We start from the raw sequence: 24,368 nt of genomic DNA on the forward strand, positions 1-24,368 counted from the left end.
CACGTTCCATTCGCCGCTGGCATAGCGGGCCTTGACGATCTCGTCCATGAGCACCAGCGCGCTCGACACCACGGTGCCGCCGGTTTCGGTGGCGTGAAAGAACTCTTCCTCGGTCACCTCCTGCGCCTGCGTGTGGTGGCGCAAAAACACGAGGTCGATGCGCTCGTAGTGCCGCGTGAGAAACAGGTACAGCAGCATGAAGAAGCGCTTGGCCATGTCCTTGCGCGCCTCGTCCATCGAGCCCGACACGTCCATGAGGCAGAACATCACGGCCTTGGCACTGGGCACGGGCGTCTTCACGCGGTTGCGGTAGCGCAGGTCGATCGGGTCGATGTAGGGCACGTGCCGCATGGTGCGGCGCAGCTCGGCGATGAGATCCTCGGTCTCGCGGATTTCCTTCTGGATCAGCGCGGTCTCGGCCTGCGGATGCGCTTTCAGGACCAGGAGGTGTGCCTCCAGGCGCTTGAGCTCCTTGCGCGGTTCACCGCCCAATGCAATGCGCCGTGCCAGCGCGCCGCGCATGGAGCGCACCACGTGCAGGTTGTTGGGCGAGCCGTCGCTGGTGAAGCCGGCGCGGTGGCTCTTCCACTCGGGCACTTCGGCGATCTGGGTGCGGATGAGGTGCGGCAGCGCCAGGTCGTCGAAGAAGACGCGCATGAACTCCTCGCGCGTGAGGCGGAAGACGAAGTCGTCCTCGCCTTCGCCGCTGTCGCTGGCCTCGCCGCTGCCCGATCCGCCGCCGCCCTGGCCTTCGGGGCGCGCAATGCGGTCGCCCTTGAGGTACTCCTGGTTGCCCGGGTGCACGTACTCGCGGTCGCCGCCGCGCGCATGGCCGAACACCGGCTCGGAGACATCATGGCGCGGCAGGGTCACGTCTTCGCCTTGCTCCAGTTCGCGGATGTTGCGCCCGCTGACCGCGCGCCGCACCGCCTCCTGGATCTGCCCCTTGTAGCGCCGAAGAAAGCGCTCGCGGTTGCCGATGGACTTGTTCTTGCCCGAGAGCCGACGATCGATGATCTGCTGGAGGATGGCCACGATGTTTTCAAGCTCCTTGCAAAACGGTGAGCGGTGCGTGGGTTGTTAGGTCCGTTGCACGCGCCCGTTGTTCCCGCTGTCCGCTATGAACTCTTGCGCACGCGCAGGTACCACTCGCACAGAAGCCGGACCTGCTTGGCCGTGTAGCCCTTCTCGACCATGCGGGTCACGAAGTCTTCGTGCTTCTTCTGCTCGTCGGCGCTGCTCTTGGTGTTGAAACTGATCACCGGCAGCAGCTCTTCGGTGTTGGAGAACATCTTCTTCTCGATGACTGCGCGCAGCTTCTCGTAGCTGGTCCACGCCGGGTTGCGCCCCGCGTTGCCGGCCCGTGCGCGCAGCACGAAGTTGACGATCTCGTTGCGGAAGTCCTTCGGGTTGCCGATGCCGGCGGGCCGCTCGATCTTCTCGAGCTCGCCGTTGAGCGAGGCCCGGTCGAACACTTCGCCGGTGTCCACGTCGCGGAACTCCTGGTCCTGGATCCAGTAGTCGGCGTAGGTCACGTAGCGGTCGAAGATGTTCTGGCCGTACTCGCTGTAGCTCTCCAGGTAGGCGGTCTGGATTTCCTTGCCGATGAACTCGGCATAGCGCGGGGCCAGCAGCTCCTTGATGTAGCTGATGTACTTCTGCTCGGTTTCCGGCGGAAACTGCTCGCGCTCGATCTGCTGCTCGAGCACATACATCAGGTGCACGGGGTTGGCGGCCACCTCGGTGCTGTCGAAGTTGAACACCTTGGAGATGATCTTGAAGGCGAAGCGCGTGGAGACGCCGCTCATGCCCTCGTCGACGCCCGCGTAGTCGCGGTACTCCTGGATCGACTTGGCCTTGGGGTCGGTGTCCTTGAGGTTCTCGCCGTCGTAGACCTGCATCTTGCTGAAGGTGCTGGAGTTCTCGGGCTCCTTCAGGCGCGTGAGCACCGACAGCTGCGCCATCATGCGCAAGGTGCCGGGCGCGCACGGGGCCTTGGCCAGCGAGGAGTTGCGCACGAGCTTCTCGTAGATCTTGATCTCTTCGGAGGCGCGCAGGCAGTACGGCACCTTGACGATGTAGATCCGGTCGAGGAAAGCCTCGTTGTTCTTGTTGTTGCGGAACGCCTTCCACTCGCTCTCGTTGCTGTGGGCCAGCACGATGCCGTCGAAGGGAATGGCGCCGAAGCCTTCGGTGCCCTTGAAGTTGCTTTCCTGCGTGGCCGTGAGCAGCGGGTGCAGCACCTTGATGGGCGCCTTGAACATTTCCACGAACTCGAGCAGACCCTGGTTGGCCAGGCACAGGCCGCCGGAGTAGGCGTAGGCGTCGGGGTCGTCCTGGGCGTAGGTTTCGAGCTTGCGGATGTCGACCTTGCCGACCAGCGAGGAGATGTCCTGGTTGTTCTCGTCGCCCGGTTCGGTCTTGGCGACCGCGATCTGGCGCAGCACCGAGGGGTAGCGCTTGACCACCTTGAACTGGCGAATGTCGCCGCCGTACTCCTCGAGCCGCTTCACGGCCCAGGGCGACAGGATGCGGTTCAGGTAGCGCACGGGAATGCCGAACTCCTTCTCGAGGATCTCGCCGTCTTCGAGGGTATCGAACAGCCCGAGGGGCGATTCGTTCACCGGGGAGCCGTGGATCGCATAGAAGGGCACGTGCTCCATGAGCTGCTTCAGGCGCTCGGCGATCGAGCTCTTGCCGCCGCCGACGGGGCCCAGCAGGTAAAGGATTTGCTTCTTTTCTTCCAGGCCTTGTGCGGCGTGGCGGAAATAGGACACCACCTGCTCGATGGCATCTTCCATGCCATAGAACTCCTTGAACGCCGGATAGATCTTGATGACCTTGTTCGCGAAGATCCGCGAAAGACGGGGGTCATTACGGGTATCTACCAGTTCCGGCTCGCCAATGGCCTGAAGCATTCGTTCGGAGGCCGTTGCATATGCCGTCGGATCGCGTTTGCAGATATCCAGATATTCCTGCAGCGAGAGAACTTCCTCGCGGGTGCGTTCGTAGCGGGCTGCAAAGTTGCTGATCACGTCCATGGTCGCGCCTCCTTAGGTCGGCGGGGCTTTTGACCCCGATGCCTACAGCCAGAGACTGCGTCGCTCCTCTTGGAAGAGGGGCCCCGCCCATGGCCGTATGCCGTGGAAAACTCCCTTACACACTATCTACACAATCGGTTCAATCAGCATAAAGCAAAGAAAGAACCAGGCAAATGTTTTATTTATTCTGAACCCCTCTGCCGAGTAAAGTTCCTCGAAAAACAAGGAACTTCTATTCGCGTTTCTGTTAAATTGAAAAGCTCGCGCTCGCGTAATTGTCCCCGGATGAAATGACTATGCCGAATGGCTATCGTCCTCATTGCAATTCTCCGGCGAACAGGTTTCCTAATTGAACCCGGGTTCAATAAAGCCGATGCCTTTCATCAATAACGCACGACCTGTCGTTTGGTTTATTGCATATCCAAAAAACATTAAAGCAATCCCCGCGCCACTTCTGTGGCGGGTGGCTGGCGCATGGCAACGTGGGAAGACAACGCGGGCGCCGGTCGGCGGCGTTCCGCAACGGTGCGGGGAGCACCGTTCGCGTGCCTGGCGCGCCGCCGAAGGGCGGAGGCGGCCGAAAGAGGGCACGCAGCGGGCCGACAGGGCGTCGGCCCGGCGCTGACGAAGGCCGTCAGCGCGTCAGCAGCAATATCAGCTGAAGAATTCCTTGGCTTTGTCGAACCAGCCCTTGTCGGTCGGGCTGTGCTTGTCGCCGCCCTTCTTGAGCGATTCGTCGAGTTCCTTGAGCAACTTGCGCTGGTGCTCGGTGAGCTTCACGGGCGTTTCCACGCGCACGTGGCAGTACAGGTCGCCCGGATAGCTCGAGCGCACGCCCTTGATGCCCTTGCCGCGCAGGCGGAACTGCTTGCCGCTTTGCGTGCCGTCGGGAATGTCGATGGCGGCCGCGCCCTTGAGCGTGGGCACGTTGATCTCGCCGCCGAGCGCCGCCGTGGTGACGCTCACGGGCACCACGCAGTGCAGGTCGTCGCCGTCGCGTTCGAACAGGTCGTGCTTCTTGAGGCGGATCTCGATGTACAGGTCGCCGGGCGGCCCGCCGTTGGTGCCGGGCTCGCCGTTGCCGGTGCTGCGGATGCGCATGCCGTCGTCGATGCCGGCCGGAATCTTCACTTCGAGCGTCTTGTTGTTCTTGATCTTGCCCTGGCCGTGGCACACGGTGCACGGGTCGGGAACGATCTTGCCGCTGCCGTGGCAGGTCGGGCAGGTCTGCTGCACGCTGAAGAAGCCCTGGCGCATCTGCACGGCGCCCGCGCCGTGGCAGGTGGTGCAAGTGATGGGCTTGGTGCCGGGCTTGGCGCCGGAGCCGTGGCAGGTGCCGCAGTCGTCCCAGCTCGGGATGCGGATCTGGGCGTCCTTGCCTTCAGCGGCTTCCTCGAGCGTGACTTCCATCGCGTAGCTCAGATCGCTGCCGCGGAACACCTGGCGTCCGCTGCTGGTGCGGCCACGGCCGCCACCGCCGAACACGTCGCCGAAGATGTCGCCGAAGGCTTCCGCGAAGCCGCCGAAGCCTTCCGCGCCCGGGCCGCCGCGCATGTTGGGGTCGACGCCGGCATGGCCGTACTGGTCGTAGGCGGCGCGCTTCTGGCCGTCCGACAGCATCTCGTAGGCTTCCTTCACCTCCTTGAACTTGGCCTCGGCGTCCTTGCTGGTGTCGCCGTGGTTGCGGTCGGGGTGGTGCTTCATCGCAAGCTTGCGATAAGCCTTCTTGATTTCGTCCTCGTTGGCGTTCTTGGGAACGCCGAGGGTTTCGTAGTAGTCGCGTTTGGTGGCCATGGCAGCAGATTCGGTCGGGCGGCGGGAACTCGGGGAACTGGAAGCGAGAAAGGCTGGAGCACCTGTTCAGGTGTTCCAGCCTTGTGCAAGGGACTGAAGATCAGCCCTTCTTGACTTCCTTGACTTCGGCGTCGACCACGTTGTCGTCGGCCTGCGCGCTGGCAGAGGCTTCCGCGCCTGCCGGGCCGCTGGCTGCCGAGGCGCTGGCCGCGGCGGCCTGCGATTCGGCATACATCTTCTCGCCGAGCTTCTGGCTCGCGGTCATCAGCGTGTTGGTCTTTTCCTCGATCACGGCCTTGTCTTCACCCTTGAGGGCTTCCTCGACGTCCTTGATCGCGGCTTCGATCGCGTCCTTCTCGGCGGCTTCGAGGCTGGCCCCGTGCTCGCCGAGCGACTTCTTCACGCTGTGCACCATGGCTTCGCCCTGGTTGCGCGCCTGCACGAGTTCGAGCTTTTTCTTGTCGTCTTCGGCGTTGAGCTCGGCGTCCTTCACCATCTTCTGGATCTCGTCTTCGCTCAAGCCCGAGTTCGCCTTGATGGTGATCTTGTTTTCCTTGCCGGTGCCCTTGTCCTTGGCGCCGACGTGCAGGATGCCGTTGGCGTCGATGTCGAAGCTCACCTCGATCTGCGGCGTGCCGCGCGATGCCGGCGGAATGCCCTCGAGGTTGAACTCGCCCAGGGCCTTGTTGCCCGAAGCGATTTCGCGTTCGCCCTGGAACACCTTGATCGTCACGGCCGGCTGGTTGTCTTCGGCGGTCGAGAAGGTCTGTGCGAACTTCGTCGGGATCGTGGTGTTCTTCGTGATCATCTTGGTCATCACGCCACCCATGGTCTCGATGCCCAGCGACAGCGGCGTCACGTCGAGCAGCAGCACGTCCTTGCGGTCACCCGAGAGCACTTGCCCTTGAATGGCGGCGCCGACAGCCACGGCTTCGTCGGGGTTCACGTCCTTGCGCGGCTCCTTGCCGAAGAAGGCCTTCACCTTTTCCTGCACCTTGGGCATGCGGGTCATGCCGCCGACCAGGATCACGTCGTTGATGTCGTTCACGCTGATGCCGGCGTCCTTGATGGCCAGGCGGCAAGGCGCAATGGTGCGCTCGACCAGCTCGTCGACCAGGCTTTCCAGCTTGGCGCGGGTGAGCTTGATGTTCAGGTGCTTCGGGCCCGACGCATCGGCCGTGATGTACGGCAGGTTGATGTCGGTCTGCGCGCTGTTCGACAGCTCGATCTTGGCCTTTTCAGCGGCTTCCTTCAGGCGTTGCAGGGCGAGCACGTCCTTGCCCAGGTCGACGCCTTGTTCCTTTTTGAACTCGCCGATGATGTAGTCGATGATGCGCTGGTCGAAGTCTTCGCCGCCCAGGAAGGTGTCGCCGTTGGTCGACAGCACTTCGAACTGCTTCTCGCCGTCGACGTCCGCGATTTCGATGATCGACACGTCGAAGGTACCGCCGCCCAGGTCATACACGGCGATCTTGCGATCGGCCTTGTCCTGCTTGTCCAGGCCGAAGGCCAGGGCTGCAGCGGTGGGTTCGTTGATGATGCGCTTGACGTCCAGGCCCGCGATGCGGCCGGCGTCTTTCGTGGCCTGGCGCTGTGCGTCGTTGAAGTACGCCGGCACTGTGATCACGGCTTCGGTGATGGTTTCGCCGAGGTAGTCTTCGGCGGTCTTCTTCATCTTGCGCAGGATGTCGGCGCTGACCTGTTGCGGGGCCATTTTCTTGCCGCGCACTTCCACCCATGCGTCGCCGTTGTCGGCCTTGGCGATGGTGTAGGGCATCAGGTCGATGTCCTTCTGGACTTCCTTTTCCTCGAACTTGCGGCCGATCAAACGCTTGATCGCGTACAGCGTGTTCTTGGGGTTCGTAACGGCCTGGCGCTTGGCCGAGGCACCGACCAAGACTTCACCGTCTTCCTGGTACGCGACGATCGACGGCGTGGTGCGGGCACCTTCCGAGTTCTCGATCACACGCGTGGTGTTGCCTTCCATGATCGACACGCACGAGTTGGTGGTGCCGAGGTCGATGCCGATGATCTTTGCCATGTTCTTACTCCTGAAATTCGGAAAAATATGTTGTTATGAACTTGTGGATAACCCGGCGTGATTCAAGGGATGACGCGGGGATTTCCTGTGGGAATCTTGTGGGCCGATGCCGCTTTTACTTGGGCGCGGCCACGGTGACCAGCGCCGGGCGCAGCACGCGCTCGTTGATGGTGTAGCCCTTTTGCAGCAGGCCGACCACGGTGTTGGCTTCCTGGTCGGCGGGTACCATCGAGATGGCCTGGTGCAGGTGCGGGTCGAACTTGTCGCCGGCGGCGGGGGCCACTTCGATCACCTTGTTGCGTTCGAGCGCGCTCTTGAGCTGGCGCAGCGTGGCTTCGGCGCCTTCGCGGATCTGCTCGGGCGTGGCGTCCTTGATGGCCAGGCCCGCTTCGAGGCTGTCGGTCACCGGCAGCAGGCTCTCGGCAAAGGCTTCGACCGCGAACTTGCGGGCCTTGGTGATCTCGTCGTCGGCGCGGCGGCGGGCGTTCTGCACGTCGGCTTGCGCGCGCAGGTACTGGTCGGCCAGTTCGACGTTCTTGGCCTGCAGGGCAGCCAGCTCGCCTTGTGCCACGGCCAGGGCGTCGAGCGCCTCGGCTTCATTGGCGGCGTGCGCGGCCTCCAGTTCTTCGGGACTGGGCTCGCCTTGCAGCATTTGAGAATTCTGTGCGGATTGTTGCGGGTCAGACATTTTTCAAAGAACCGGCGTGCGCCGGAAAACAAACACAGCCAGCCACTTGGGGCTGGTCTAGGGCTTTTCAAGCGTAAAAATGCGGCCAAAACGGCCGCAAGAGGGGGCGAAGTGACTTTTGCGAGAGACACCGCGGAACCGGCTTTGCCGGGCCGCTGGTGTCGCCCCCGGTAGGGGGTTGGCGCAGCGGACACGAAGTGCCGCGCAGCCTGGGGGCGAGCCTGGTTCAGTGGGCGTCGAGGAGCTCGACGTCGAACTTCAGGGTGGCGTTCGGGGGGATCACCCCGCCGGCGCCGCGGGCACCGTAGCCCAGTGCGGCCGGGATGATCAGCGTGCGCTTGCCGCCGATCTTCATGCCGGCGACGCCTTCGTCCCAGCCCTTGATGACCTGGCCGGCGCCCAGCGAGAACGCGAAGGGGTCGTTGCGGTCGCGGCTGGAGTCGAACTTGGCGCCTTGCACGCCGTCGTTGAAGAGCCAGCCGGTGTAGTGCACATGCACGTGCTGGCCGGCCTTGGCTTCAGCGCCGGTGCCGACTTCGGTGTCTTCGTATTGCAGGCCGGAGGGGGTGGTGGGCATGGGAAACGCTCCTTGCGTCGATGAAAGGGGAGAGGAATCGGAGCCGCGGAGTTTACCGAGGCTCGGAGCGCCCCCGCTTCAGCCCTGGCTGTCGGAGCCGGACGGCGTGCTTGCGGGAGGTGTCGCGTCGGGTGCGGAAGGCGCGGGCGTCACAGGTGTGAGCGCCTCGGCAGCGGCCGGCTGAGCGGCGGCCGGCCCCGCGGCCTTCTTGCTCTGCCCCAACTGCCACTTGGCGGCGAAGGCCTGCAGGTCGGACAGGCGCTTGAGCAGGTCTTGCCCGCTGAGCGTGAGGCAGTAGCCGTCGCTGCCGTGGCTCACGACGCCGGCTTCGCGCAGCTCCTTGATGCGGGTGTTGAGGGTGTTGGGAGTGATGCCGCCGACGCTGTCCTGCAGCAGCCGGAAGGTCTGGGCGTGGCCGTCGCGCAGGGCCCAGAGCACACGCAGTGCGTAGCGGGCTTCTAGCAGGGCGAGCAACTGGCTGATGGCTGCGTTTTCCTTGGTACTCATCGACATCATCTCCTCGAAGCTGGGCGGACCGTCGGCCGGGGGCGGGCCGGGGCGGCGCACTCTTGTTTGTGATTGGTCGTCATGGACCGTCTGACTGGCCGACGACTATAGCGCGAAGGATCAGGATGCTACTGGTTTTATAGCTGTGCAGGCATGCAGCATGCGGGTTTCGAGACAAAGCTTCACAAATCAGGCGTAGTTGGCCATGGCTTCGCCCAGGCGGATCGCGCGGGTGGGCGACCAGTCCGGGTTGAAGGCCAGCGCGGGCGCCGGGAACAGCATGACGACGGTGGAGCCCAGCAAGAACCGGCCCATCTCGTCGCCCTTGCGGATGTCGATCTGCTGGTCGTTGTAGTGCCACTCGCGCAGCTCGCCCACGCGCGGCGGGTTGACCACGCCGTGCCACACGGTGGCCATGCTGCCCACGATGGTGGCGCCGACCAGCACGAGCACGAAGGGTCCGTTGGCCGATTCGAAGACGCACACCACGCGCTCGTTGCGCGCGAACAGGCCGGGCACGCCGCGCGCGGTGGTCGGGTTGACCGAGAACAGGTCGCCGGGCACATGGATCATGCGCACCAGCCGCCCGTCGCAGGGCATGTGGATGCGGTGGTAGTCCTTGGGGCTCAGGTACAGCGTGGCAAAGCTGCCGTGCGCGAACTTGGCGGCCAGCGCCGCGTCGCCGCCGACCAGCGCGGTGGTCGTGTAGTTGTGGCCCTTGGCCTGGAAGATCTGGTCGCCCTCGATGGCGCCGAACTGGCTGATGGCGCCGTCCACGGGGCAGACGAGGTCGGCCTGCGCAAGCGGGCGCATGCCGGGCTTGAGGGCGCGCGTGAAGAACTGGTTGAAGCTCTTGTAGTGATGGATGTCGGACTCGAGCGCTTCGCCCATGTCGACGCCGTACTTGGCAACGAAGCGGCGAATGATCCAGGTGGTGACCGCGCCTCGTTCCTTGCCTGCGACCCAGCCGGCGAAATTGGTCAGGGCCTGCTTGGGGAACAGGTATTGGGGCAGAACTGCGGAGCGATCGGACACGTTGTGAAAGGCCTGGAATGCGGAATCGGACGGGCATTCTATAAAGCGCTTCTCCTTGGGGACGTAGGAAGCTTCCCTTGGTTGCGCGCTTGTCCTTTACCTGTGTGGGGCACGCGCCCGGCGGGCGGTGCGGCGCGGTCGGCCCCACTGTGCCGGCCGCTTCGCGGCTGCCCTGCGGTGCTCGCGTTTCGCGGGGTCTCGCAGAACTCGCTGCGCTCAGACAGCTGCGAGCCCTGATCCGCGAAACGCTGCGCGCCTCGGCGGCACAGAGGGGCCGCCCGCACCACACCGCCCACCGGGCGCTTGTGGGGGTGTGGAGGCTGTCGGGCGCCGCCGCTGCTGGGGTGGGGTCAGTCGGCCTTGATGCCTGCTGCTTTGATCACTTGCGCCCACTTCTCCACTTCGGCCTTCTGGAACGCTGCGATCTGCGCGGTCGTCAGGTCGGCGGGCTCCATGCCGAAGCCCTTGAGCTTGTCCTGCATCTCGGGTGTCGCGAGGATCTTGCGGATCTCGGTGTGCAGGCGCTCCACCACGGGGGCGGGCGCGCCGGCGGGCACGAAGATCGCCTGCCACGACACCACCTCGAAGTCCTGCAGGCCGGGCACGCCCGATTCGGCGACCGTGGGCACGTCGGGCATCGAGGCCAGGCGCTTGGCCGAGGTGACGGCAATGGCGCGCAGCTTGCCGCTCTGGATGTGCGGGCCCGCCACGACGGTGGTGTCGAACATCATGTCGACCTGGCCGCCGATCACGTCCTGGATCGCCGGGCCGCTGCCTTTGTACGGGATGTGCGTGAACTTCACGCCCGACTTGAAGCCCAGCAGCTCCAGCGCCAGGTGCTGCGAGGTGCCCGTGCCTGCCGAGGCCGACGAGAGGCCGCCGGCCTTGGCCTTGCTCGCGGCGATCACGTCCTTCAGCGTCTTGTAGGGGCTGGCCTGGTTCACCACCAGCACCACCGGGTTGGTGCCGATCAGCGTCACGGGCGCGAACGACTTCTGTGGGTCGTAGCCGAGCTTGGGGTACAGGCTCACGTTGATGGCGTGCGAGCTGATCGTGCCGCCCACCAGCGTGAAGCCGTCGGGCGCGGCGCGTGCGCCGATCTCGGAGCCCACGCTGCCGCCGGCGCCGCCCTTGTTGTCGATGATCACGCTCGTGCCGAGCACGGTGCCGAGCTTCTGGCCGATGAGCCGGCCCAGCACGTCGGTGGTGCCGCCCGCGGGGAAGGGCACGAGGTAGGTGATGGCCTTGCCCGTGGGCCAGGTGGTGCCGCCTTGCGCAAAGGCGGGCAGGGCCGCGGCGAGCGAAACGGCGAGGGCGGACTGGATCAGTGTGCGGCGTTGCATGGCAGTGTCTCCTTGTCGTGGGGCGTTCACGGCTTGATGTTCAGCTTGGTGATCAGCGCCTTGAAGTAGGCGTTGTCCTTGGCCAGCGTGTCCTTGAACACGGCGCCGTCGGTGTAGACGTAGCCCAGGTTCTGCTTGTCCATCACCTCGTGCATCAGCGGCTCGGCGGCGGTCTTGGCGGTGATCTCGCGCAGCTTGGCCATCACTTCGGGCGGTGTGTTCTTCGGTGCGCCCAGGCCGCGCCACGTGCCGATCGACAGGTCGATGCCGCGCTCCTTGGCGGTGGGGATCTTTTCGAAGCCCTTCACGCGCTTGTCGGCCATCACCATCAGCACCTTGAGCTTGCCGCCCTGCACGTGCGTCGTGACTTCGGCGGGGCTCACGGCCACGGCCTCGATGTGGCCGCCCAGCAGCGCCAGCACGGCGGGCGCGGCGCCCTGGTACGGGATGTGGCCGAACTTGGTGCCGGTCTTGTCTTCGAGCGCGGCGGCGGCCAGGTGCCAGATCGAGCCGTTGCCCGAGTTGCCCACGCGGATGCCCTCGGGCGACTTCTTCGCGGCAGCCAGGAACTCTTCGATCGTGTTCCACGGCGCATCGGCCTTCACGGTGATCGCGGCCGGGTCGGCGTTGAGCTGCGCAATCGGCTGGAAGTCGTCGTAGTTGAACTTGGCCAGGCCCAGGTGCGGCAGCGTGAGCAGCTCCACGGTGAGCACCGCGAGCTTGTAGCCGTCGGGCTTGGCGTTGATCACCTCGGTCCAGCCGATGGCGCCGCCCGCGCCGGGGCGGTTGACGATCACGATGCTCTGCGAGATGTGCTTGCGGCTCGCCTCGGAGAACGCGCGCGCCAGCCCATCGGTGCCGCCGCCGGGCTGGTAGGGCACGAGCAACTCGATGGTGCGGTTCGGGAAGTCGTTGGCTTGTGCCGCGGCCGGCGCGGCCAGGCCGAGCGAGAGGGCGGCGGTGGCCGAAAGGGCGGCAAGGCCGCGGACGAACTGGCTTCTTTGCATGGTGTCTCTGTCTCCGTTGTTGATCTGTTGTGCTGAGAAGGCGGGGGGCGTCAGGGCATGTACTGCCCGCCGTTCACCTCGAGCACCTGGCCTGTCACGTAGCCCGAGAGCTGTTCGGACGCGAGGTACAGGAAGGCGCCCACGCATTCGTCGGCCGTGCCCAGGCGCCCCATCGGGATGCCGGTCTTGAAGGTCTCGAGCATCGCGGGCGTCGAGAAGCGGTCCTGGAACGGCGTCTGGATCACGCCGGGCGCCACCGCGTTCACGCGGATGCGGTCGCCCACGAGTTCCCGGGCGAGGCCGTGCGTCGCGGTGCTCACGAAGCCCTTGGCGCCCGCATACAGGTAGGCGCCGGGCCCGCCGCCGGTGCGCGCGGCCACCGAGGTCACGTTGATGATGGCGCCGCTGCCTTGTTTGCGCATCTGCGGCACGGCTTCGCGGCAGAAGGCCAGCACCGAGCGCGCGTTGATGTGCATCACCTCGTCGAACAGCGCATCGTCGAACTCGGCGATGGGCATGCGCTTGACCAGGCTGCCGGCGTTGTTCACCAGCACGTCGATGCGGCCGAACTGCGCCGTCGTTTCCTGCACGCAGGCGCGGATCGCGGCGGTGTCGCGCACGTCGGCCTGCAGCGCAAAGGCGGTGCCGCCGGCGGCGCGGATGGTGTCGACCACGCCGTTGGCCGCATCGGCCGAGCTGTTGTAGTGCACGGCCACGCGCATGCCGCGCGCAGCGAACGCGATGGCCACCGCCGCGCCGATGCCGGTGCTGGCACCGGTGACGAGGGCGGTCTTGTCCTTGAGGTCTTCCATGTCTGTGCTCCGTGTGGGTGAGTCGATCAGGTGACCGGTGCCGGGTTGAACAGCACCAGCGCGTTGTGCAGCCTCCAGTGCTCGGCCCAGGTCTTCTTGCGGCCGCTGGCTACGTCGAGCATCAGGCGGAACATTTCCCAGCCGATGTCTTCGATGCTGGCGTCGCCGTCCGCGATGCGGCCTGCGTTCACGTCCATCAGGTCGTGCCAGCGGCGCGCGAGGTCGCTGCGCGTGGCGACCTTGATCACCGGCACCTCGGCCAGCCCGTAGGGCGTGCCGCGACCGGTGGTGAACACATGCAGGTTCATGCCGGCCGCGAGTTGCAGCGTGCCGCAGATGAAGTCGCTGGCGGGCGTGGCGGCGTAGATCAGGCCCTTCTGCTTCGCCTTCTCGCCGGGCGCAAGCACGCCCGTGATCGGCGACGAGCCCGACTTCACGATCGAGCCCATCGCCTTCTCGACGATGTTCGACAGCCCGCCCTTCTTGTTGCCCGGCGTGGTGTTGGCACTGCGGTCGACGCGGCCCTGGTGCAGGTAGGCGTCGTACCAGGCCATCTCGCGGATCATCGCGTCGGCCACTTCGGGCGTGGACGCGCGCGAGGTGAGCTGGTCGATGCCGTCGCGCACCTCGGTGACTTCCGAGAACATCACGGTGGCGCCCGCGCGCACCAGCAGGTCGGTGCAAAAGCCCACGGCCGGGTTGGCGGTGACGCCCGAAAAAGCGTCGCTGCCGCCGCATTGCACGCCCACGACGAGTTCGCTCGCGGGCACGGTCTCGCGCTGGCGTTTGTTGAGGCGCGCGAGGTGCACGTCGGCCTGGCGCATCACCGAATCGATCATCGACATGAAGCCGACGTGCGCGTCGTCCTGCAGGCAGACCACGTCGAGATCGTCGGCGGGCGCGCCGCGCTGGTCGGTGATGGGGATGGTGCCGGGCGGCAGCAGCCGCTCGGGCTGCAGCTTCTCGCAACCCAGGCTCACGACCATCACCTCGCCGCCGAAATTCGGGTTGAGGCTGATGTTGCGCAGCGTGCGGATCGGCACGATGGCGTCGGGCGCGTCGATGGCGACGCCGCAGCCGTAGCTGTGCTCGAGCGCCACCACGTCGTCCACATGAGGGTATTTCGGCAGCAGCTCGGCCTTGATGCGCGCCACGGCGAACTCGGTCACGCCGGCCACGCACTGCACGGTCTGCGTGATGGCCAGGATGTTGCGCGTGCCCACGGAGCCGTCGGCGTTGCGGTAGCCCTCGAAGGTGTAGCCCTCGAGCGGCGGCAGGGCAGGGGGCTTGACGGTCGCGATGGGCAGGCCGTCGAGCTCGGGCGCGACCGGCATGCGCATCACGCGCTCGTGCACCCAGCTGCCGCGCGGCAGCGCCTTGAGCGCGTAGCCGATCACGACGTTGTAGCGCACGATGGCCGCGCCTTCGGCCAGGTCGGTCAGCGCGACCTTGTGGCCTTGGGGCACGGTGTCGACCAGCACGAGGCCGTCGTCGAAGGCCGTGCCGGCCTTGAGGCCGCCGTCGTTCGCGACGATGGCGACGTTGTCGGCCGCGTGGATGCGGATGTACAGCGGCGGTCGGGTGTTCGCATCGGCCATCGGGAGGCCCTTTCTTCTGTCTTTACTTCACCACCATGAACAGGCCCGGGAGCCAGGTGGAAAACGCGGGAACAAAGGTAACCACCCCGAGCGCAAAGATCAATGCGCCATAGAAGGGCCAGATCGTTCGCATCACCGTGCCCACCGACACCCCGCCGATGGCACAGCCGACGAACTGCGTGGTGCCCACGGGCGGCGTGTTCAGGCCGAGCGCGCAGTTGATGAGCATCACCACCCCGAATTGCACCGAGGTCATGCCGTAGTGCTGGGCAATGGGCAAAAAGATCGGCGTGCACAGCAGGATCGTCGCGGCCATGTCCAGGAAGGTGCCCAGCACGAACAGGATGATGTTGATGAGCAGGAAGATCATCCACGGCGTGGTCGTCACCTGCGACAGCAGTTCGCCCGTGAGCTGGGCCACGCCGTACAGGCTGATGAGGTAGCCGAAGGTGCTCGAGATGCCGATGAGCAGCAGGATCACGCCCGTGGTGCGCACCGCCTTCGCGGCCGCCTTGATGAAGTGCTCCCACTTCAGCGTGCGGTACACGAAGATCGTGAGCGCCAGCGCATAGAGCACCGCCACCGCCGCTGATTCGGTCGCCGTGAAGATGCCCGACAGGATGCCGCCGAGGATCAGCACCACGATGAACAGGCCCGGCAATGCCGCCGCGAACGAACGCGCCACGATCTCCCAGCCCGGGAACTTGCCGGCGGGGTAGCCGCGCTTCACGGCCACGAGGTAGGCCGCCGCGAGGTTGCTGATGGTGAGCACGGCCGCCGGCAGCAGCGCCGCCAGGATCAGCGCCGCGATCGACACCTTGCCGCCCGCTGCGAGCGAGTAAATGATGAGGTTGTGGCTCGTCGGCATGAGTGCGCCGACCAGGGCCGCGTGCGTCGTCACGTTGACGGCGTAGTCGGCGTGGTAGCCCTCCTTCTTCATCATCGGGATCATCACGGCGCCCATGGCCGAGACGTCCGCCACGGGCGAGCCCGAGACGCCGCCGAACAAGGTGCAGGCCACCACGTTCGACATGCCGAGGCCGCCGCGCACGTGGCCCACGAGGTTGCGCGCAAAGTTGACGATGCGGTCCGCAATGCCGCCGTAGAGCATGAGCTCGCCGGCGAAGATGAAGAACGGAATCGCGAGGAACGAGAAGATGCCCATGCCCGAGGTCATCTGCTGGAAGCCCACCGCGAGCGGCAGGCCTTCGTACAGCAGCGTGGCCAGGGCCGAGAGGCCGATCGAGAACGCCACCGGCACGCCGAGCAGCAGGAACAGCGTGAACGAGAGGCAAAGAATGAGAAGAGGGGTCGTCATGATGAGGTTCAGCCCCAGGCGGGTTCGACTTCGCGGCCTTGAGCGAGCGCGATGATGTGTTCGATGGAGAACATCACGATGAGGACGCCCGACACGGCGGCGGGCACGTACTTCCAGCCTTCGGAAATCCACAGCGTGGGCAATCTGTAGTCCCACACCGATTCGGCGAGCGAGGCGCAGTTCCAGGCCATGGCCAGGCCGAACAGCAGGATCAGCGCATGGATGAGGTATTCCATCTTCAGGCGCAGCCAGTCGGGTGCGAGCACGAGGAAGGATTCAAGCCCGATGTGGCCCGCGTCGCGCACGCCCACGGCCACGCCCAGCATGGTCACGTAGAGCACCAGCAGCAGCGCGAGGCTCTCGGCCCAGGTGGGGGTGTTGTTGAGCACATAGCGGCCGAACACCTGCCAGCTCACGGCGCAGATCACCGCGACGAGACCGAGGATGCCCATCCACATGCAGGCACGGGCGAGCGTGCGGCAAAGTTTGGTGTACATATTTCCAGCGCGAAAAATGGAGAGGCCCCGCCTCTTCGTGGAACACCGAGGAACCGGCTTTGCCGGGCCTCAGGTGTTGCCCCCGGTAGGGGGTTGGAGAAGCGACACGAAGTGCGCGAAGCCTGGGGGCGAGCCCTGCTTACTTCGTGTCCTGGACGCGCTTGACCAGGTCTTTCAGCTTCGCGTCCGTGATGAACTTGTCGTACACCGGCTTCATCGCGGCCTGGAACGGGGCCTTGTCGACGTCGATGATCTCGGCGCCGCCGGCCTTCACCGTGGCCAGCGACTTCACTTCACGCTCCTGCCACTGCTTGCGCATGTAGGGCACCGATTCCTTGGCGGCCTGGCGCAGCCAGCCTTGCTCTTCGGTGGAGAGCTTGTCCCACACGCGCTTGGAGAACAGCAGCATCTCGGGCGCCATCGAGTGCTCGGTCTTGCTGTAGTACTTGGCGACCTCGAAGGCGCGCGCGCTTTCGTAGGTGGGGTAGTTGTTTTCGGCGGCGTCGATGAGGCCGGTCTTCAGGCCCGTGTACACCTCGCCCATGGGCATCGGCGTGGCGTTGGCGCCCATGGCTTCGAGCATCGACACCCACAGGTCGGACTGCTGCACGCGGACCTTCAGGCCCTTCATGTCGGCGAAGTTGCGCACCGCCTTCTTGGCCGTGAACATCGAGCGCGCGCCGCTGTCGTAGTAGGCCAGGCCCACGAAGCCCTGCTTCTCGCACGACTTCAGGATTTCTTCACCGACCGGACCGTCGAGCACCTTGTGCAGGTGGTCGACCGAGCGGAACAGGAAGGGCATGGTCGGCACCTGCGTCTCGGGGCAGATGTTGTTCATGGGCGCGATGTTCACGCGCACCATCTGCAACGCGCCGATCTTGGTCTGCTCGATCGTGTCTTTCTCGTTGCCGAGCGCGCTGTTGTTGAAGACCTTGATGCTGTGCTTGCCCCCGGACAACGCCTTGAGCCGTTCGCTCATGAACTTCACGGCGGTCACCGTGGGGTAGTCGTCGGGGTGGATGTCGGCCGAGCGGAACTCGGTGGCGCCTGCAGCCAGTGTGGTCAACGCGGCTGCAGCGCCGGCAGCAAGTGCGATGAGTGTCTTGTAGAGCTTCATTTGTCTCGTCCTCTTGGTGGTTGTCGTAAACAGAAAGAAAGGGGTCAGCCGAACGCCGGCTCGGGCACGCCGGCCACGCCGGGGCGCAGCGCGAACACGCCGCCGGCCAGCGGCTGGTCCGACAGGTCGATGCCGCCGGGGCGGATCGAGGTGACGAACAGCGTGTCGAGGTTCGCGCCGCCGAAGGCGCACATGGCGGGCTTCTTCACCGGCACTTCGAGCGAGCGGTCGAGCCGGCCGTCGGGCGTGAAGCGGTGCACCAGACCGGCGTCGTTGCCGCAGATCCAGTAGCAGCCGTCGACGTCCATCGCCGCGCCGTCGGGGCGGCCGGGCAGGGGCTGCATGTCGACGAACAGGCGCCGGTTGTGGGGCGTGCCGGTGTCGGTGTCGTAGTCGAAGGCCCAGACGGCCTGCACGCTCGGGTGCGAGTCCGACAGGTACATCGTGCGGCCGTCGGGGCTGAAGGCCAGGCCGTTGGGCACGATCAGGTCGTCCAGCTTCAGGGCCGCGCTGTCGTCGCCAGCGCCGTAGCGGTACAGGCGGCCGACGCGTGCGCCGGCGGCCATGTCGAGCAGCATCGTGCCGGCCCAGAAGCGGCCCTGCCGGTCGCAGCGGCCGTCGTTGAAGCGCATGCCCGGCGCGGCGTGCGCCACTGGCGCGAGCGGCGTGGCCGCGAGCGTGCCGTCGGTGCGCGGACGCAGCGAGAACAGGCCGCTTTCCATGCCGGCGATCCACTCGCCGGGCTGGCCGGCGCGCGGTGCGATGCAGGCGATCATTTCGTCGGCCTGCCACGTCGCATGGCCTTCGGCGGCGTGCCAGCGGTTGAGCGTGCGCGCGGGAATGTCGACCCAGTAGAGCGCCTGCTCCGTGGCCAGCCACACGGGGCTTTCGCCCGTGCCGTTGCGCGCGTCGAGAACGAGTTCGGCTTGCATCGGGTGCCGCGCGGTCAGTCGCCGAACGGGCCTTGAGCGGTGAACGCGCCGCCCTGGTAGATGGCGTTCGGGTCGGTGGGCGCCACCTTCGGCTGCGCCTCGACCTTGTCGCGGAACACTTCCGAACTGTCTTGCGGCACGAAGCCCAGGTGCGCGGCGGCGGCGTTGTCCCACCACAGGTCGCGGTTGGCCGACATGCCGTAGACCACCGTGTGCTTCACGTCGGGCGTGAAGAGCGACTTTTCGATCAGCGTCGTGAGGTCGCGGTAGCTGAGCCAGGTGCTCATCATGCGGCGGTTGAGCGGTTCGGGGAACGACGAGCCGATGCGGATGCTCACCGTTTCGATGGCCCAGCGGTCGAAGTAGAACTGCGCCATGTCTTCGCCGAAGGACTTCGACAGGCCGTAGTAGCCGTCGGGACGGCGTGCGGCGTGCGCGTCGATGTGTTCGTCTTGCTTGTAGAAGCCGATCACGTGGTTCGAGCTGGCGAACACCACGCGCTTCACGCCATGGCGGCGCGCGGCCTCGTACAGGTTGAACACGCCCTTGATGTTGGCTTCGAGCACTTCTTCGAAAGGGCGCTCGACCGACACGCCGCCGAAATGGGCGATGGCGTCACAGCCGGCCACCAGCGCATCGACCGCGGCCTTGTCGGACAGGTCGCAGGGCACGACTTCTTCATGTGCGCCCGTGGCCGGCGCGATGTCGGCGATGTCAGAGAGGCGGATCACGTGCGCAAACGGCGCGAGCCGCTCGCGCAGCACGCGGCCGAGTCCACCGGCGGCGCCGGTCAGCAGCAAGCGGCCGAGTGGGGAGGAGGGGGCTTCAGGCGTCGACATGTCTTCGAGATGTGTGATGGGAAGCGGAGGGAGTGGACAACTTCGTCACCGTTTTTAGGTGATAAGTTATCTGTTGTCGTACAACTGTGAGGGGATTATGATCGTCGCCATGGCCCAAACGACTGCGGGTAATCCCGAGGTTCAGAAAACGACCGCCGACAATCCGGCGGGAAGCGCCGCCTTCGTCGGGCGGCCGCGCCAGCGCGCGCGCGGCCTGGCGCACGGGCTGGTGGAAGACCTGGGCGAGAAGATCCGCAGCCAGTCGCTGCGGCCGGGCGACAAGCTGCCGACCGAGTCGGCCATCATGCAGGCCTATGGCGTGAGCCGCACCGTGGTGCGCGAGGCGCTGTCGAAGCTGCAGGCGGGCGGGCTGGTCGAGACGTTGCATGGCGTGGGCACCTTCGTGCTGCAGCCGCGTCCGGGTGGCATGGGGGGCGTGTTCCGCCTCGATCCCGGCGAGATCGCGACCTCGGTCGACGTGCTCGCCGTGCTCGAGCTGCGCATCAGCCTGGAGACCGAATCCGCCGGGCTGGCCGCGAGCCGGCGCACCGACGAGCAGCTGGTCGCGATGCGCCAGGCGCTCGACGCCTTCGAGCAGAACGTCAAGGTGGGCGGCGACACCGTGGCGCCCGACTTTGCCTTCCACCTGGAGATCGCGCAGTCGACCGGCAACCCCTACTTCGCCGACATCATGCGGCACCTGGGTACGACGATCATCCCGCGCACGCGCATCAGCGCGATCCGCGTGCAGGACGGCAGCTACCTGAGCCGCGTGAACCGCGAGCACGAAGAAATCTATGCGGCCATTGCGCGCCGCGACCCCGAGTCGGCACGCGCCGCGATGCGCATCCACCTGACCAACAGCCGCGAGCGGCTGCGCATGGCGCAGGAAGCCGCGCAACAGCAAAAAGCCAAGACGGAGGCGGCCGGCAACGGCGCCGCCTCGTCCGACCCCACCCCTTCGCGTTGAGTTCGCGCTGAGTTCGTGTTCAGCGCGCGCTGAATTTCCGGGCTCAAGTCTGGACAAGCTGATTTTCTAGTTGTACGATGACTGATAACATGCGACGCCATCGAGGCCACGCATGCCCCGCATCGAACTTCAGGAGACAGCACCCATGACCATCAACCGACGCGGCGCGCTCGGCGCCGCCCTCGCCACCACACTGGCTGCCAGCCTGCCCTTGCACGCTTTCGCGCAAGGGGCGGGCGGCAACTGGCCTTCCAAGCCCATCCGTCTCATCGTGCCGTACCCGCCGGGCGGCTCATCGGACATCATTGCGCGCGCCATCGGCCAGCCGCTGTCCGAAGCGCTGGGCCAGCCCGTGGTCATCGAGAACCGCGCGGGCGCCAACGGCAACCTCGGCGCCGACCTGCTCGCCAAGGCGCCGGGCGACGGCCACACGCTCATGCTGTGCGACCTCGGTGCGCTGGCCATCAGCCCCTCGCTGTACCCCAAGCTGCCGTTCGATCCGACGAAGGACCTGCGCAGCGTGGCCATGCTGGCCTACTCGCCGCACCTGCTGGTGGTGCACCCGTCGGTGCAGGCCAGCACGCTGAAGGAACTCGTCGAGCTGTCGAAGAAGAGCGACCTCAACTTCGCCGTCACCGCCAGCGGCAGCACCGCGCACCTGGCCGGCGTCGAGCTGCAGCGCAAGAGCGGCGCCAAGTGGGAGTACGTGCCCTACAAGGGCGGCGTGCAGGCCGTGCTCGACACCGTCGCCGGCCAGACGCAGGTGCTCATGAACGGCATGCTGGCCACGTACCCGCATGTGCAGAGCGGCAAGCTCAAGCTCATCGCCGTGTCGAAGTCGACGCGCATGCCGCTGATCGGCAACGTGCCGACCATCGCGGAGCAGGGCGTTCCCGGCTACGAGTCGGGCACATGGCAGGGCGTGGTCGCAGCGCGCGGCACCCCTGACGCGGTGATCGCCCGGCTCAACAAGGAACTGGTCCGCATCATCCGCACGCCCGACATCCGGGCGCGCCTTGCGGGACAGGGCGCCGAGGTCGTGACCATGACCGCGCCCGAGCAGGACCAGTTCTTCGCCAAGGAGCGCGCGCGCTGGGCGCAAGTGATCCAGCAGGCCAACCTGAAGCTCGATTGAGCGGCCCCTCTTTCTTCATTTCTCTTTTTCATTTTTCACTGGACGACTTCCGATGAACCCGCAAGAACTCAAGACCATCATGGGCTCCGGCCTGCTCTCGTTCCCGCTGACCGACTTCGACAGCAACGGCGACTTCCACAAGAAGGGCTACGTCGAGCGCCTCGAATGGCTGGCGCCCTACGGCGCGAGCGCGCTGTTCGCCGCGGGCGGCACGGGCGAGTTCTTCTCGCTGACGGGTGAGGAGTACCCCGAGATCATCCAGACCGCCGTCGACACCTGCCGCGGCGTGGTGCCGATCATTGCCGGCGCCGGCGGCCCGACGCGCTTCGCCATTCAATGTGCGCAAGCCGCAGAGAAGGCGGGCGCGCACGGCATCCTGCTGCTGCCGCACTACCTCACCGAAGCCGGCCAGGAAGGCCTGGCCGCGCACGTCGAGGCCGTGTGCAAAAGCGTGAAGTTCGGCGTGATCGTCTACAACCGCGCCTCGAGCCGCCTCAAGCCCGACACGCTGGCCCGCCTGGCCGAGCGCAATCCGAACCTCGTCGGCTTCAAGGACGGCGTGGGCGACATCGAAGCGATGGTCGCGATCTTCCAGAAGATGGGCGACCGCTTCGCCTACCTGGGCGGCCTGCCGACCGCAGAGGTGTATGCCGCGGCCTACAAGGCGATGGGCACGCCCGTGTACTCGTCGGCGGTCTTCAACTTCATTCCGAAGACGGCGATGGATTTCTATCACGCGGTCGCCAACGACGACATGGCCACGCAGCACCACCTGCTGAAGAACTTCTTCATGCCCTACCTGGAACTGCGCAACCGCGTGCCCGGCTACGCCGTGAGCATCGTGAAGGCGGGCGCCAAGCTCGTCGGCCACGACGCCGGCCCCGTGCGCGCACCGCTCACCGACCTGAAGCCCGACGAGATGGACGCGCTGAAGGCGCTCATCGACACGCTCGGCCCGCAGTAAGCAGGCACTGATCGCAGTAGTCGACCGCACCACAAAACAAACAGGAGACAACGACATGCTCATCAGAAAATTCTTCCTCGCCGCCGCAGCGACCGCCGTGTTCGCGGGCTGCGCCGCCAGCGGTGGCAGCAGCAGCAGTGCTTCGGCCGAACCGGCAGTGGCCGCAGCCGCCGAGCGGCTGCGCGTCGCCATGGTCGACCCGACGCCCGCCGCGCTGCGTGCGCTGGTGTCCGACGACCTGAGCTACGGCCATTCGGGCGGTAAGGTCGACACGCAGGCCAGCTTCATCAGCGACCTGCTCGACCGCAAGTCGGACTTCGTGGCCATCGCGATCACCGACCAGACCATCAAGGTGGTCGACGGCCACACGGCCATCGTGCGCCACACGCTCACGGCCGACACCAACGACTCGGGCAAGCCCGGCAAGGTCGCGCTGAAGATCCTCGGCATCTGGCAGAAGCAGGGCGGCGAGTGGAAGCTGCTCGCGCGCCAGGCCGTTCGCCTCACGACCTGACGGAGGCGCGATCGATGAAGAGAAAAGAGCTCCTCGTCGCGGGCCTTGCGCTCGCTGCCACCGCGCTGCTGCCGCTGCACGCCTCGGCGCAGGCCGATGCATGGCCGCAGCAGAAGCCCGTGACGATCATCGTGCCGTTCCCGGCCGGCGGCTCCACCGACATGGTGGCGCGCGCGCTGGCGCAGCAGCTGCAGGGCAAGCTCGGCGGCAGCTTCGTGGTCGACAACCGCCCGGGCGCCACCGGCACCATCGGCACCGGCTTCGTGCGGCGCGCATTGCCCGACGGCTACACGCTGCTGGTGTCGTCGCTCGGTGCTTTCGTCGTCACGCCGCACCTGCAGAAGAGCGTGCCCTACGACGCCACCAAAGACTTCGACTACATCAGCGTGCCCGTGCAGGCGCCCAACGTGCTCGTGGTGAATGTCGCGCGGCCTGAACACACCGTGGCCGACGTGCTCGCGCTGTTGCGCAAGACGCCCGGCAAGGTCTCGTTCGCGAGCTCGGGCAACGGCTCGTCCGACCACCTGTCGGCGGAACTCTTCTGGCAGCAATCGAAGACCGAAGGCGTGCACGTGCCCTACAAGGGCGGCGCGCCGGCGGTGAACGATCTGTTGGGCAACCAGGTCGACTTTTCGTTCCAGAACGTGAACGCCGTGCTGCCGCACATTCGCGCCGGCAAGCTGCGCGCGATTGCCGTCACCGGCGACAAGCGCTCGCCGGTGCTGCCCGACGTGCCCACGCTCGCCGAAGCCGGCGTGAAGGGCGCGGAGGTTTACTCGTGGCAAGGCATGGCCGCACCCAAGGGCCTGCCCGCCGCCACGAAGAAGAAGCTGAGCGACGCGGTCATCGCCGCCATGCAAGACCCCGAGACGAAGAAACGCATGCTCGACCAGGGCCTGGAAATCGTCGCCAGCACCCCAGAAGACTTCACTGCTTTCCAGTTGCGCGAATGGGCGCGATGGAAGACGCTCATCGACACCCGCCACATCACTGCTGACTGAGCCACCGAGCCCGAAGATGACCTCTCCTGAATCCGCTGCTCCCCCCGCCGTGTCGGGCGCGCCCGTTGTCACCGCCATGCGCGTCGTGCCCGTTGCGGGCCACGACAGCATGCTGATGAACCTCAGCGGCGCGCACGGCCCGTTCTTCACGCGCAACCTGCTGATCCTCACCGACAGCGCCGGCCACACCGGCGTGGGCGAAGTGCCGGGCGGCGAGAAGATCCGCCAGACGCTCGAAGACGCGCGCGACCTCATCGTGGGCCAGCCCATCGGCAACCACAACGCCGTGCTCAACCGCATGCGCAACGCGTTTGCCGCGCGCGACAGCGGCGGGCGCGGCCTGCAGACCTTCGACCTGCGCGTGACCATCCACGCCGTCACCGCCGCCGAAGCCGCGCTGCTCGACCTGCTGGGCCAGCACCTGGGCGTGCCCGTGGCTGCGCTGCTCGGCGAAGGCCAGCAGCGCGATGCGGTGCAGATGCTCGGCTACCTCTTCTATGTGGGCGACCGCACGAAGACCGGCCTGGCGTACGAAACCGACCCGAACGCCGATAACGACTGGTTCCGCCTGCGCCACGAAGAGGCGATGACGCCCGAGTCGATCGTGCGGCTGGCCGAGGCCACGCACGCACGCTACG

The 24,368-nt window shown here is 66.1% G+C and carries 21 protein-coding genes and 2 pseudogenes; 6 read left to right on the top strand and 17 right to left on the bottom strand.

What is annotated here, in order from left to right:
- The 17 genes and pseudogenes from AAG801_RS24005 to AAG801_RS24085 form a co-directional block, all read right to left on the bottom strand.
- The coding region (locus AAG801_RS24005; protein WP_341890627.1) for a YeaH/YhbH family protein at nt 1-1,035 on the bottom strand (1,035 nt) is incomplete at its 3' end.
- Nucleotides 1,036-1,118: 83 nt separating this feature from the next.
- On the bottom strand, nt 1,119-3,041 hold the full coding sequence (locus AAG801_RS24010; protein WP_101492107.1) for a PrkA family serine protein kinase: 1,923 nt from the start codon (nt 3,039-3,041) through the stop codon (nt 1,119-1,121).
- A gap of 654 nt (nt 3,042-3,695) precedes the next feature.
- Nucleotides 3,696-4,835: a molecular chaperone DnaJ gene (gene dnaJ, locus AAG801_RS24015; protein WP_101492108.1), complete on the bottom strand. Its 1,140-nt coding sequence runs from the start codon at nt 4,833-4,835 to the stop codon at nt 3,696-3,698.
- Between the two features lie 100 nt (nt 4,836-4,935).
- Complete coding sequence (gene dnaK / locus AAG801_RS24020) at nt 4,936-6,876, bottom strand: molecular chaperone DnaK (RefSeq protein WP_341890628.1); 1,941 nt, start codon at nt 6,874-6,876, stop codon at nt 4,936-4,938.
- A 115-nt stretch (nt 6,877-6,991) separates the two neighbouring features.
- Nucleotides 6,992-7,564 (bottom strand): nucleotide exchange factor GrpE, encoded by a 573-nt coding sequence (grpE, locus tag AAG801_RS24025; protein WP_101492110.1) that lies wholly within the window; start codon nt 7,562-7,564, stop codon nt 6,992-6,994.
- A gap of 226 nt (nt 7,565-7,790) precedes the next feature.
- Complete coding sequence (locus tag AAG801_RS24030) at nt 7,791-8,141, bottom strand: FKBP-type peptidyl-prolyl cis-trans isomerase (protein ID WP_056582943.1); 351 nt, start codon at nt 8,139-8,141, stop codon at nt 7,791-7,793.
- 204 nt (nt 8,142-8,345) lie between these two features.
- Nucleotides 8,346-8,648 (bottom strand): annotated as a pseudogene (locus AAG801_RS24035) (winged helix-turn-helix transcriptional regulator); the annotation flags it as partial.
- A 189-nt stretch (nt 8,649-8,837) separates the two neighbouring features.
- Entirely contained in the window at nt 8,838-9,683 is an 846-nt protein-coding gene (gene asd, locus AAG801_RS24040; RefSeq protein WP_056582945.1) for an archaetidylserine decarboxylase, read from the bottom strand.
- Between the two features lie 350 nt (nt 9,684-10,033).
- Nucleotides 10,034-11,026, bottom strand: coding sequence for a tripartite tricarboxylate transporter substrate binding protein (locus tag AAG801_RS24045; RefSeq protein ID WP_341890629.1), 993 nt, complete (start codon nt 11,024-11,026; stop codon nt 10,034-10,036).
- Between the two features lie 26 nt (nt 11,027-11,052).
- Entirely contained in the window at nt 11,053-12,033 is a 981-nt protein-coding gene (locus AAG801_RS24050) for a tripartite tricarboxylate transporter substrate binding protein (protein WP_341890630.1), read from the bottom strand.
- Between the two features lie 50 nt (nt 12,034-12,083).
- Nucleotides 12,084-12,845 carry a glucose 1-dehydrogenase gene (locus tag AAG801_RS24055; protein ID WP_341890631.1) on the bottom strand — a complete coding sequence of 254 codons (762 nt, stop codon included), beginning with the start codon at nt 12,843-12,845 and terminating at the stop codon, nt 12,084-12,086.
- A gap of 26 nt (nt 12,846-12,871) precedes the next feature.
- Nucleotides 12,872-14,443: a galactarate dehydratase gene (garD, locus tag AAG801_RS24060; RefSeq protein ID WP_341890632.1), complete on the bottom strand. Its 1,572-nt coding sequence runs from the start codon at nt 14,441-14,443 to the stop codon at nt 12,872-12,874.
- A gap of 22 nt (nt 14,444-14,465) precedes the next feature.
- Nucleotides 14,466-15,761 carry a TRAP transporter large permease gene (locus tag AAG801_RS24065; RefSeq protein ID WP_341890633.1) on the bottom strand — a complete coding sequence of 432 codons (1,296 nt, stop codon included), beginning with the start codon at nt 15,759-15,761 and terminating at the stop codon, nt 14,466-14,468.
- A gap of 8 nt (nt 15,762-15,769) precedes the next feature.
- Complete coding sequence (locus AAG801_RS24070) at nt 15,770-16,258, bottom strand: TRAP transporter small permease (protein WP_056582957.1); 489 nt, start codon at nt 16,256-16,258, stop codon at nt 15,770-15,772.
- Nucleotides 16,259-16,397: 139 nt separating this feature from the next.
- A complete protein-coding gene (locus AAG801_RS24075) occupies nt 16,398-17,375 on the bottom strand; it encodes a TRAP transporter substrate-binding protein (protein WP_101492117.1) in 978 nt (325 codons plus the stop codon).
- Between the two features lie 44 nt (nt 17,376-17,419).
- Nucleotides 17,420-18,307, bottom strand: coding sequence for an SMP-30/gluconolactonase/LRE family protein (locus tag AAG801_RS24080; protein WP_341890634.1), 888 nt, complete (start codon nt 18,305-18,307; stop codon nt 17,420-17,422).
- Between the two features lie 14 nt (nt 18,308-18,321).
- Nucleotides 18,322-19,146 carry an NAD(P)-dependent oxidoreductase gene (locus tag AAG801_RS24085; protein WP_341890635.1) on the bottom strand — a complete coding sequence of 275 codons (825 nt, stop codon included), beginning with the start codon at nt 19,144-19,146 and terminating at the stop codon, nt 18,322-18,324.
- Between the two features lie 109 nt (nt 19,147-19,255).
- Between AAG801_RS24085 and AAG801_RS24090 the strand changes: the two genes are divergently transcribed.
- The 6 genes and pseudogenes from AAG801_RS24090 to gudD form a co-directional block, all read left to right on the top strand.
- Nucleotides 19,256-20,116 (top strand): FadR/GntR family transcriptional regulator, encoded by an 861-nt coding sequence (locus AAG801_RS24090; protein ID WP_341890636.1) that lies wholly within the window; start codon nt 19,256-19,258, stop codon nt 20,114-20,116.
- Between the two features lie 145 nt (nt 20,117-20,261).
- Nucleotides 20,262-21,251 (top strand): tripartite tricarboxylate transporter substrate binding protein, encoded by a 990-nt coding sequence (locus tag AAG801_RS24095; RefSeq protein ID WP_341890637.1) that lies wholly within the window; start codon nt 20,262-20,264, stop codon nt 21,249-21,251.
- 52 nt (nt 21,252-21,303) lie between these two features.
- Nucleotides 21,304-22,215: a 5-dehydro-4-deoxyglucarate dehydratase gene (gene kdgD / locus AAG801_RS24100; protein ID WP_192195977.1), complete on the top strand. Its 912-nt coding sequence runs from the start codon at nt 21,304-21,306 to the stop codon at nt 22,213-22,215.
- Between the two features lie 55 nt (nt 22,216-22,270).
- Complete coding sequence (locus tag AAG801_RS24105; protein ID WP_341890638.1) at nt 22,271-22,729, top strand: nuclear transport factor 2 family protein; 459 nt, start codon at nt 22,271-22,273, stop codon at nt 22,727-22,729.
- A gap of 14 nt (nt 22,730-22,743) precedes the next feature.
- Nucleotides 22,744-23,730 carry a tripartite tricarboxylate transporter substrate binding protein gene (locus tag AAG801_RS24110; RefSeq protein WP_341890639.1) on the top strand — a complete coding sequence of 329 codons (987 nt, stop codon included), beginning with the start codon at nt 22,744-22,746 and terminating at the stop codon, nt 23,728-23,730.
- A 16-nt stretch (nt 23,731-23,746) separates the two neighbouring features.
- Nucleotides 23,747-24,368 (top strand): annotated as a pseudogene (gene gudD / locus AAG801_RS24115) (glucarate dehydratase); the annotation flags it as partial.

Source organism: Variovorax sp. YR752 (assembly GCF_943372545.1).

What these genes read in the sequence shown, in the direction of transcription:
- AAG801_RS24010 (WP_101492107.1), bottom strand. Translation starts at nt 3,041, where the DNA reads ATGGACGTGATCAGCAACTTTGCAGCCCGCTACGAACGCACCCGCGAG.
- dnaJ (WP_101492108.1), bottom strand. Translation starts at nt 4,835, where the DNA reads ATGGCCACCAAACGCGACTACTACGAAACCCTCGGCGTTCCCAAGAAC.
- dnaK (WP_341890628.1), bottom strand. Translation starts at nt 6,876, where the DNA reads ATGGCAAAGATCATCGGCATCGACCTCGGCACCACCAACTCGTGCGTG.
- grpE (WP_101492110.1), bottom strand. Translation starts at nt 7,564, where the DNA reads ATGTCTGACCCGCAACAATCCGCACAGAATTCTCAAATGCTGCAAGGC.
- AAG801_RS24030 (WP_056582943.1), bottom strand. Translation starts at nt 8,141, where the DNA reads ATGCCCACCACCCCCTCCGGCCTGCAATACGAAGACACCGAAGTCGGC.
- AAG801_RS24045 (WP_341890629.1), bottom strand. Translation starts at nt 11,026, where the DNA reads ATGCAACGCCGCACACTGATCCAGTCCGCCCTCGCCGTTTCGCTCGCC.
- AAG801_RS24050 (WP_341890630.1), bottom strand. Translation starts at nt 12,033, where the DNA reads ATGCAAAGAAGCCAGTTCGTCCGCGGCCTTGCCGCCCTTTCGGCCACC.
- AAG801_RS24055 (WP_341890631.1), bottom strand. Translation starts at nt 12,845, where the DNA reads ATGGAAGACCTCAAGGACAAGACCGCCCTCGTCACCGGTGCCAGCACC.
- garD (WP_341890632.1), bottom strand. Translation starts at nt 14,443, where the DNA reads ATGGCCGATGCGAACACCCGACCGCCGCTGTACATCCGCATCCACGCG.
- AAG801_RS24065 (WP_341890633.1), bottom strand. Translation starts at nt 15,761, where the DNA reads ATGACGACCCCTCTTCTCATTCTTTGCCTCTCGTTCACGCTGTTCCTG.
- AAG801_RS24070 (WP_056582957.1), bottom strand. Translation starts at nt 16,258, where the DNA reads ATGTACACCAAACTTTGCCGCACGCTCGCCCGTGCCTGCATGTGGATG.
- AAG801_RS24075 (WP_101492117.1), bottom strand. Translation starts at nt 17,375, where the DNA reads ATGAAGCTCTACAAGACACTCATCGCACTTGCTGCCGGCGCTGCAGCC.
- AAG801_RS24080 (WP_341890634.1), bottom strand. Translation starts at nt 18,307, where the DNA reads ATGCAAGCCGAACTCGTTCTCGACGCGCGCAACGGCACGGGCGAAAGC.
- AAG801_RS24085 (WP_341890635.1), bottom strand. Translation starts at nt 19,146, where the DNA reads ATGTCGACGCCTGAAGCCCCCTCCTCCCCACTCGGCCGCTTGCTGCTG.
- AAG801_RS24090 (WP_341890636.1), top strand. Translation starts at nt 19,256, where the DNA reads ATGGCCCAAACGACTGCGGGTAATCCCGAGGTTCAGAAAACGACCGCC.
- AAG801_RS24095 (WP_341890637.1), top strand. Translation starts at nt 20,262, where the DNA reads ATGACCATCAACCGACGCGGCGCGCTCGGCGCCGCCCTCGCCACCACA.
- kdgD (WP_192195977.1), top strand. Translation starts at nt 21,304, where the DNA reads ATGAACCCGCAAGAACTCAAGACCATCATGGGCTCCGGCCTGCTCTCG.
- AAG801_RS24105 (WP_341890638.1), top strand. Translation starts at nt 22,271, where the DNA reads ATGCTCATCAGAAAATTCTTCCTCGCCGCCGCAGCGACCGCCGTGTTC.
- AAG801_RS24110 (WP_341890639.1), top strand. Translation starts at nt 22,744, where the DNA reads ATGAAGAGAAAAGAGCTCCTCGTCGCGGGCCTTGCGCTCGCTGCCACC.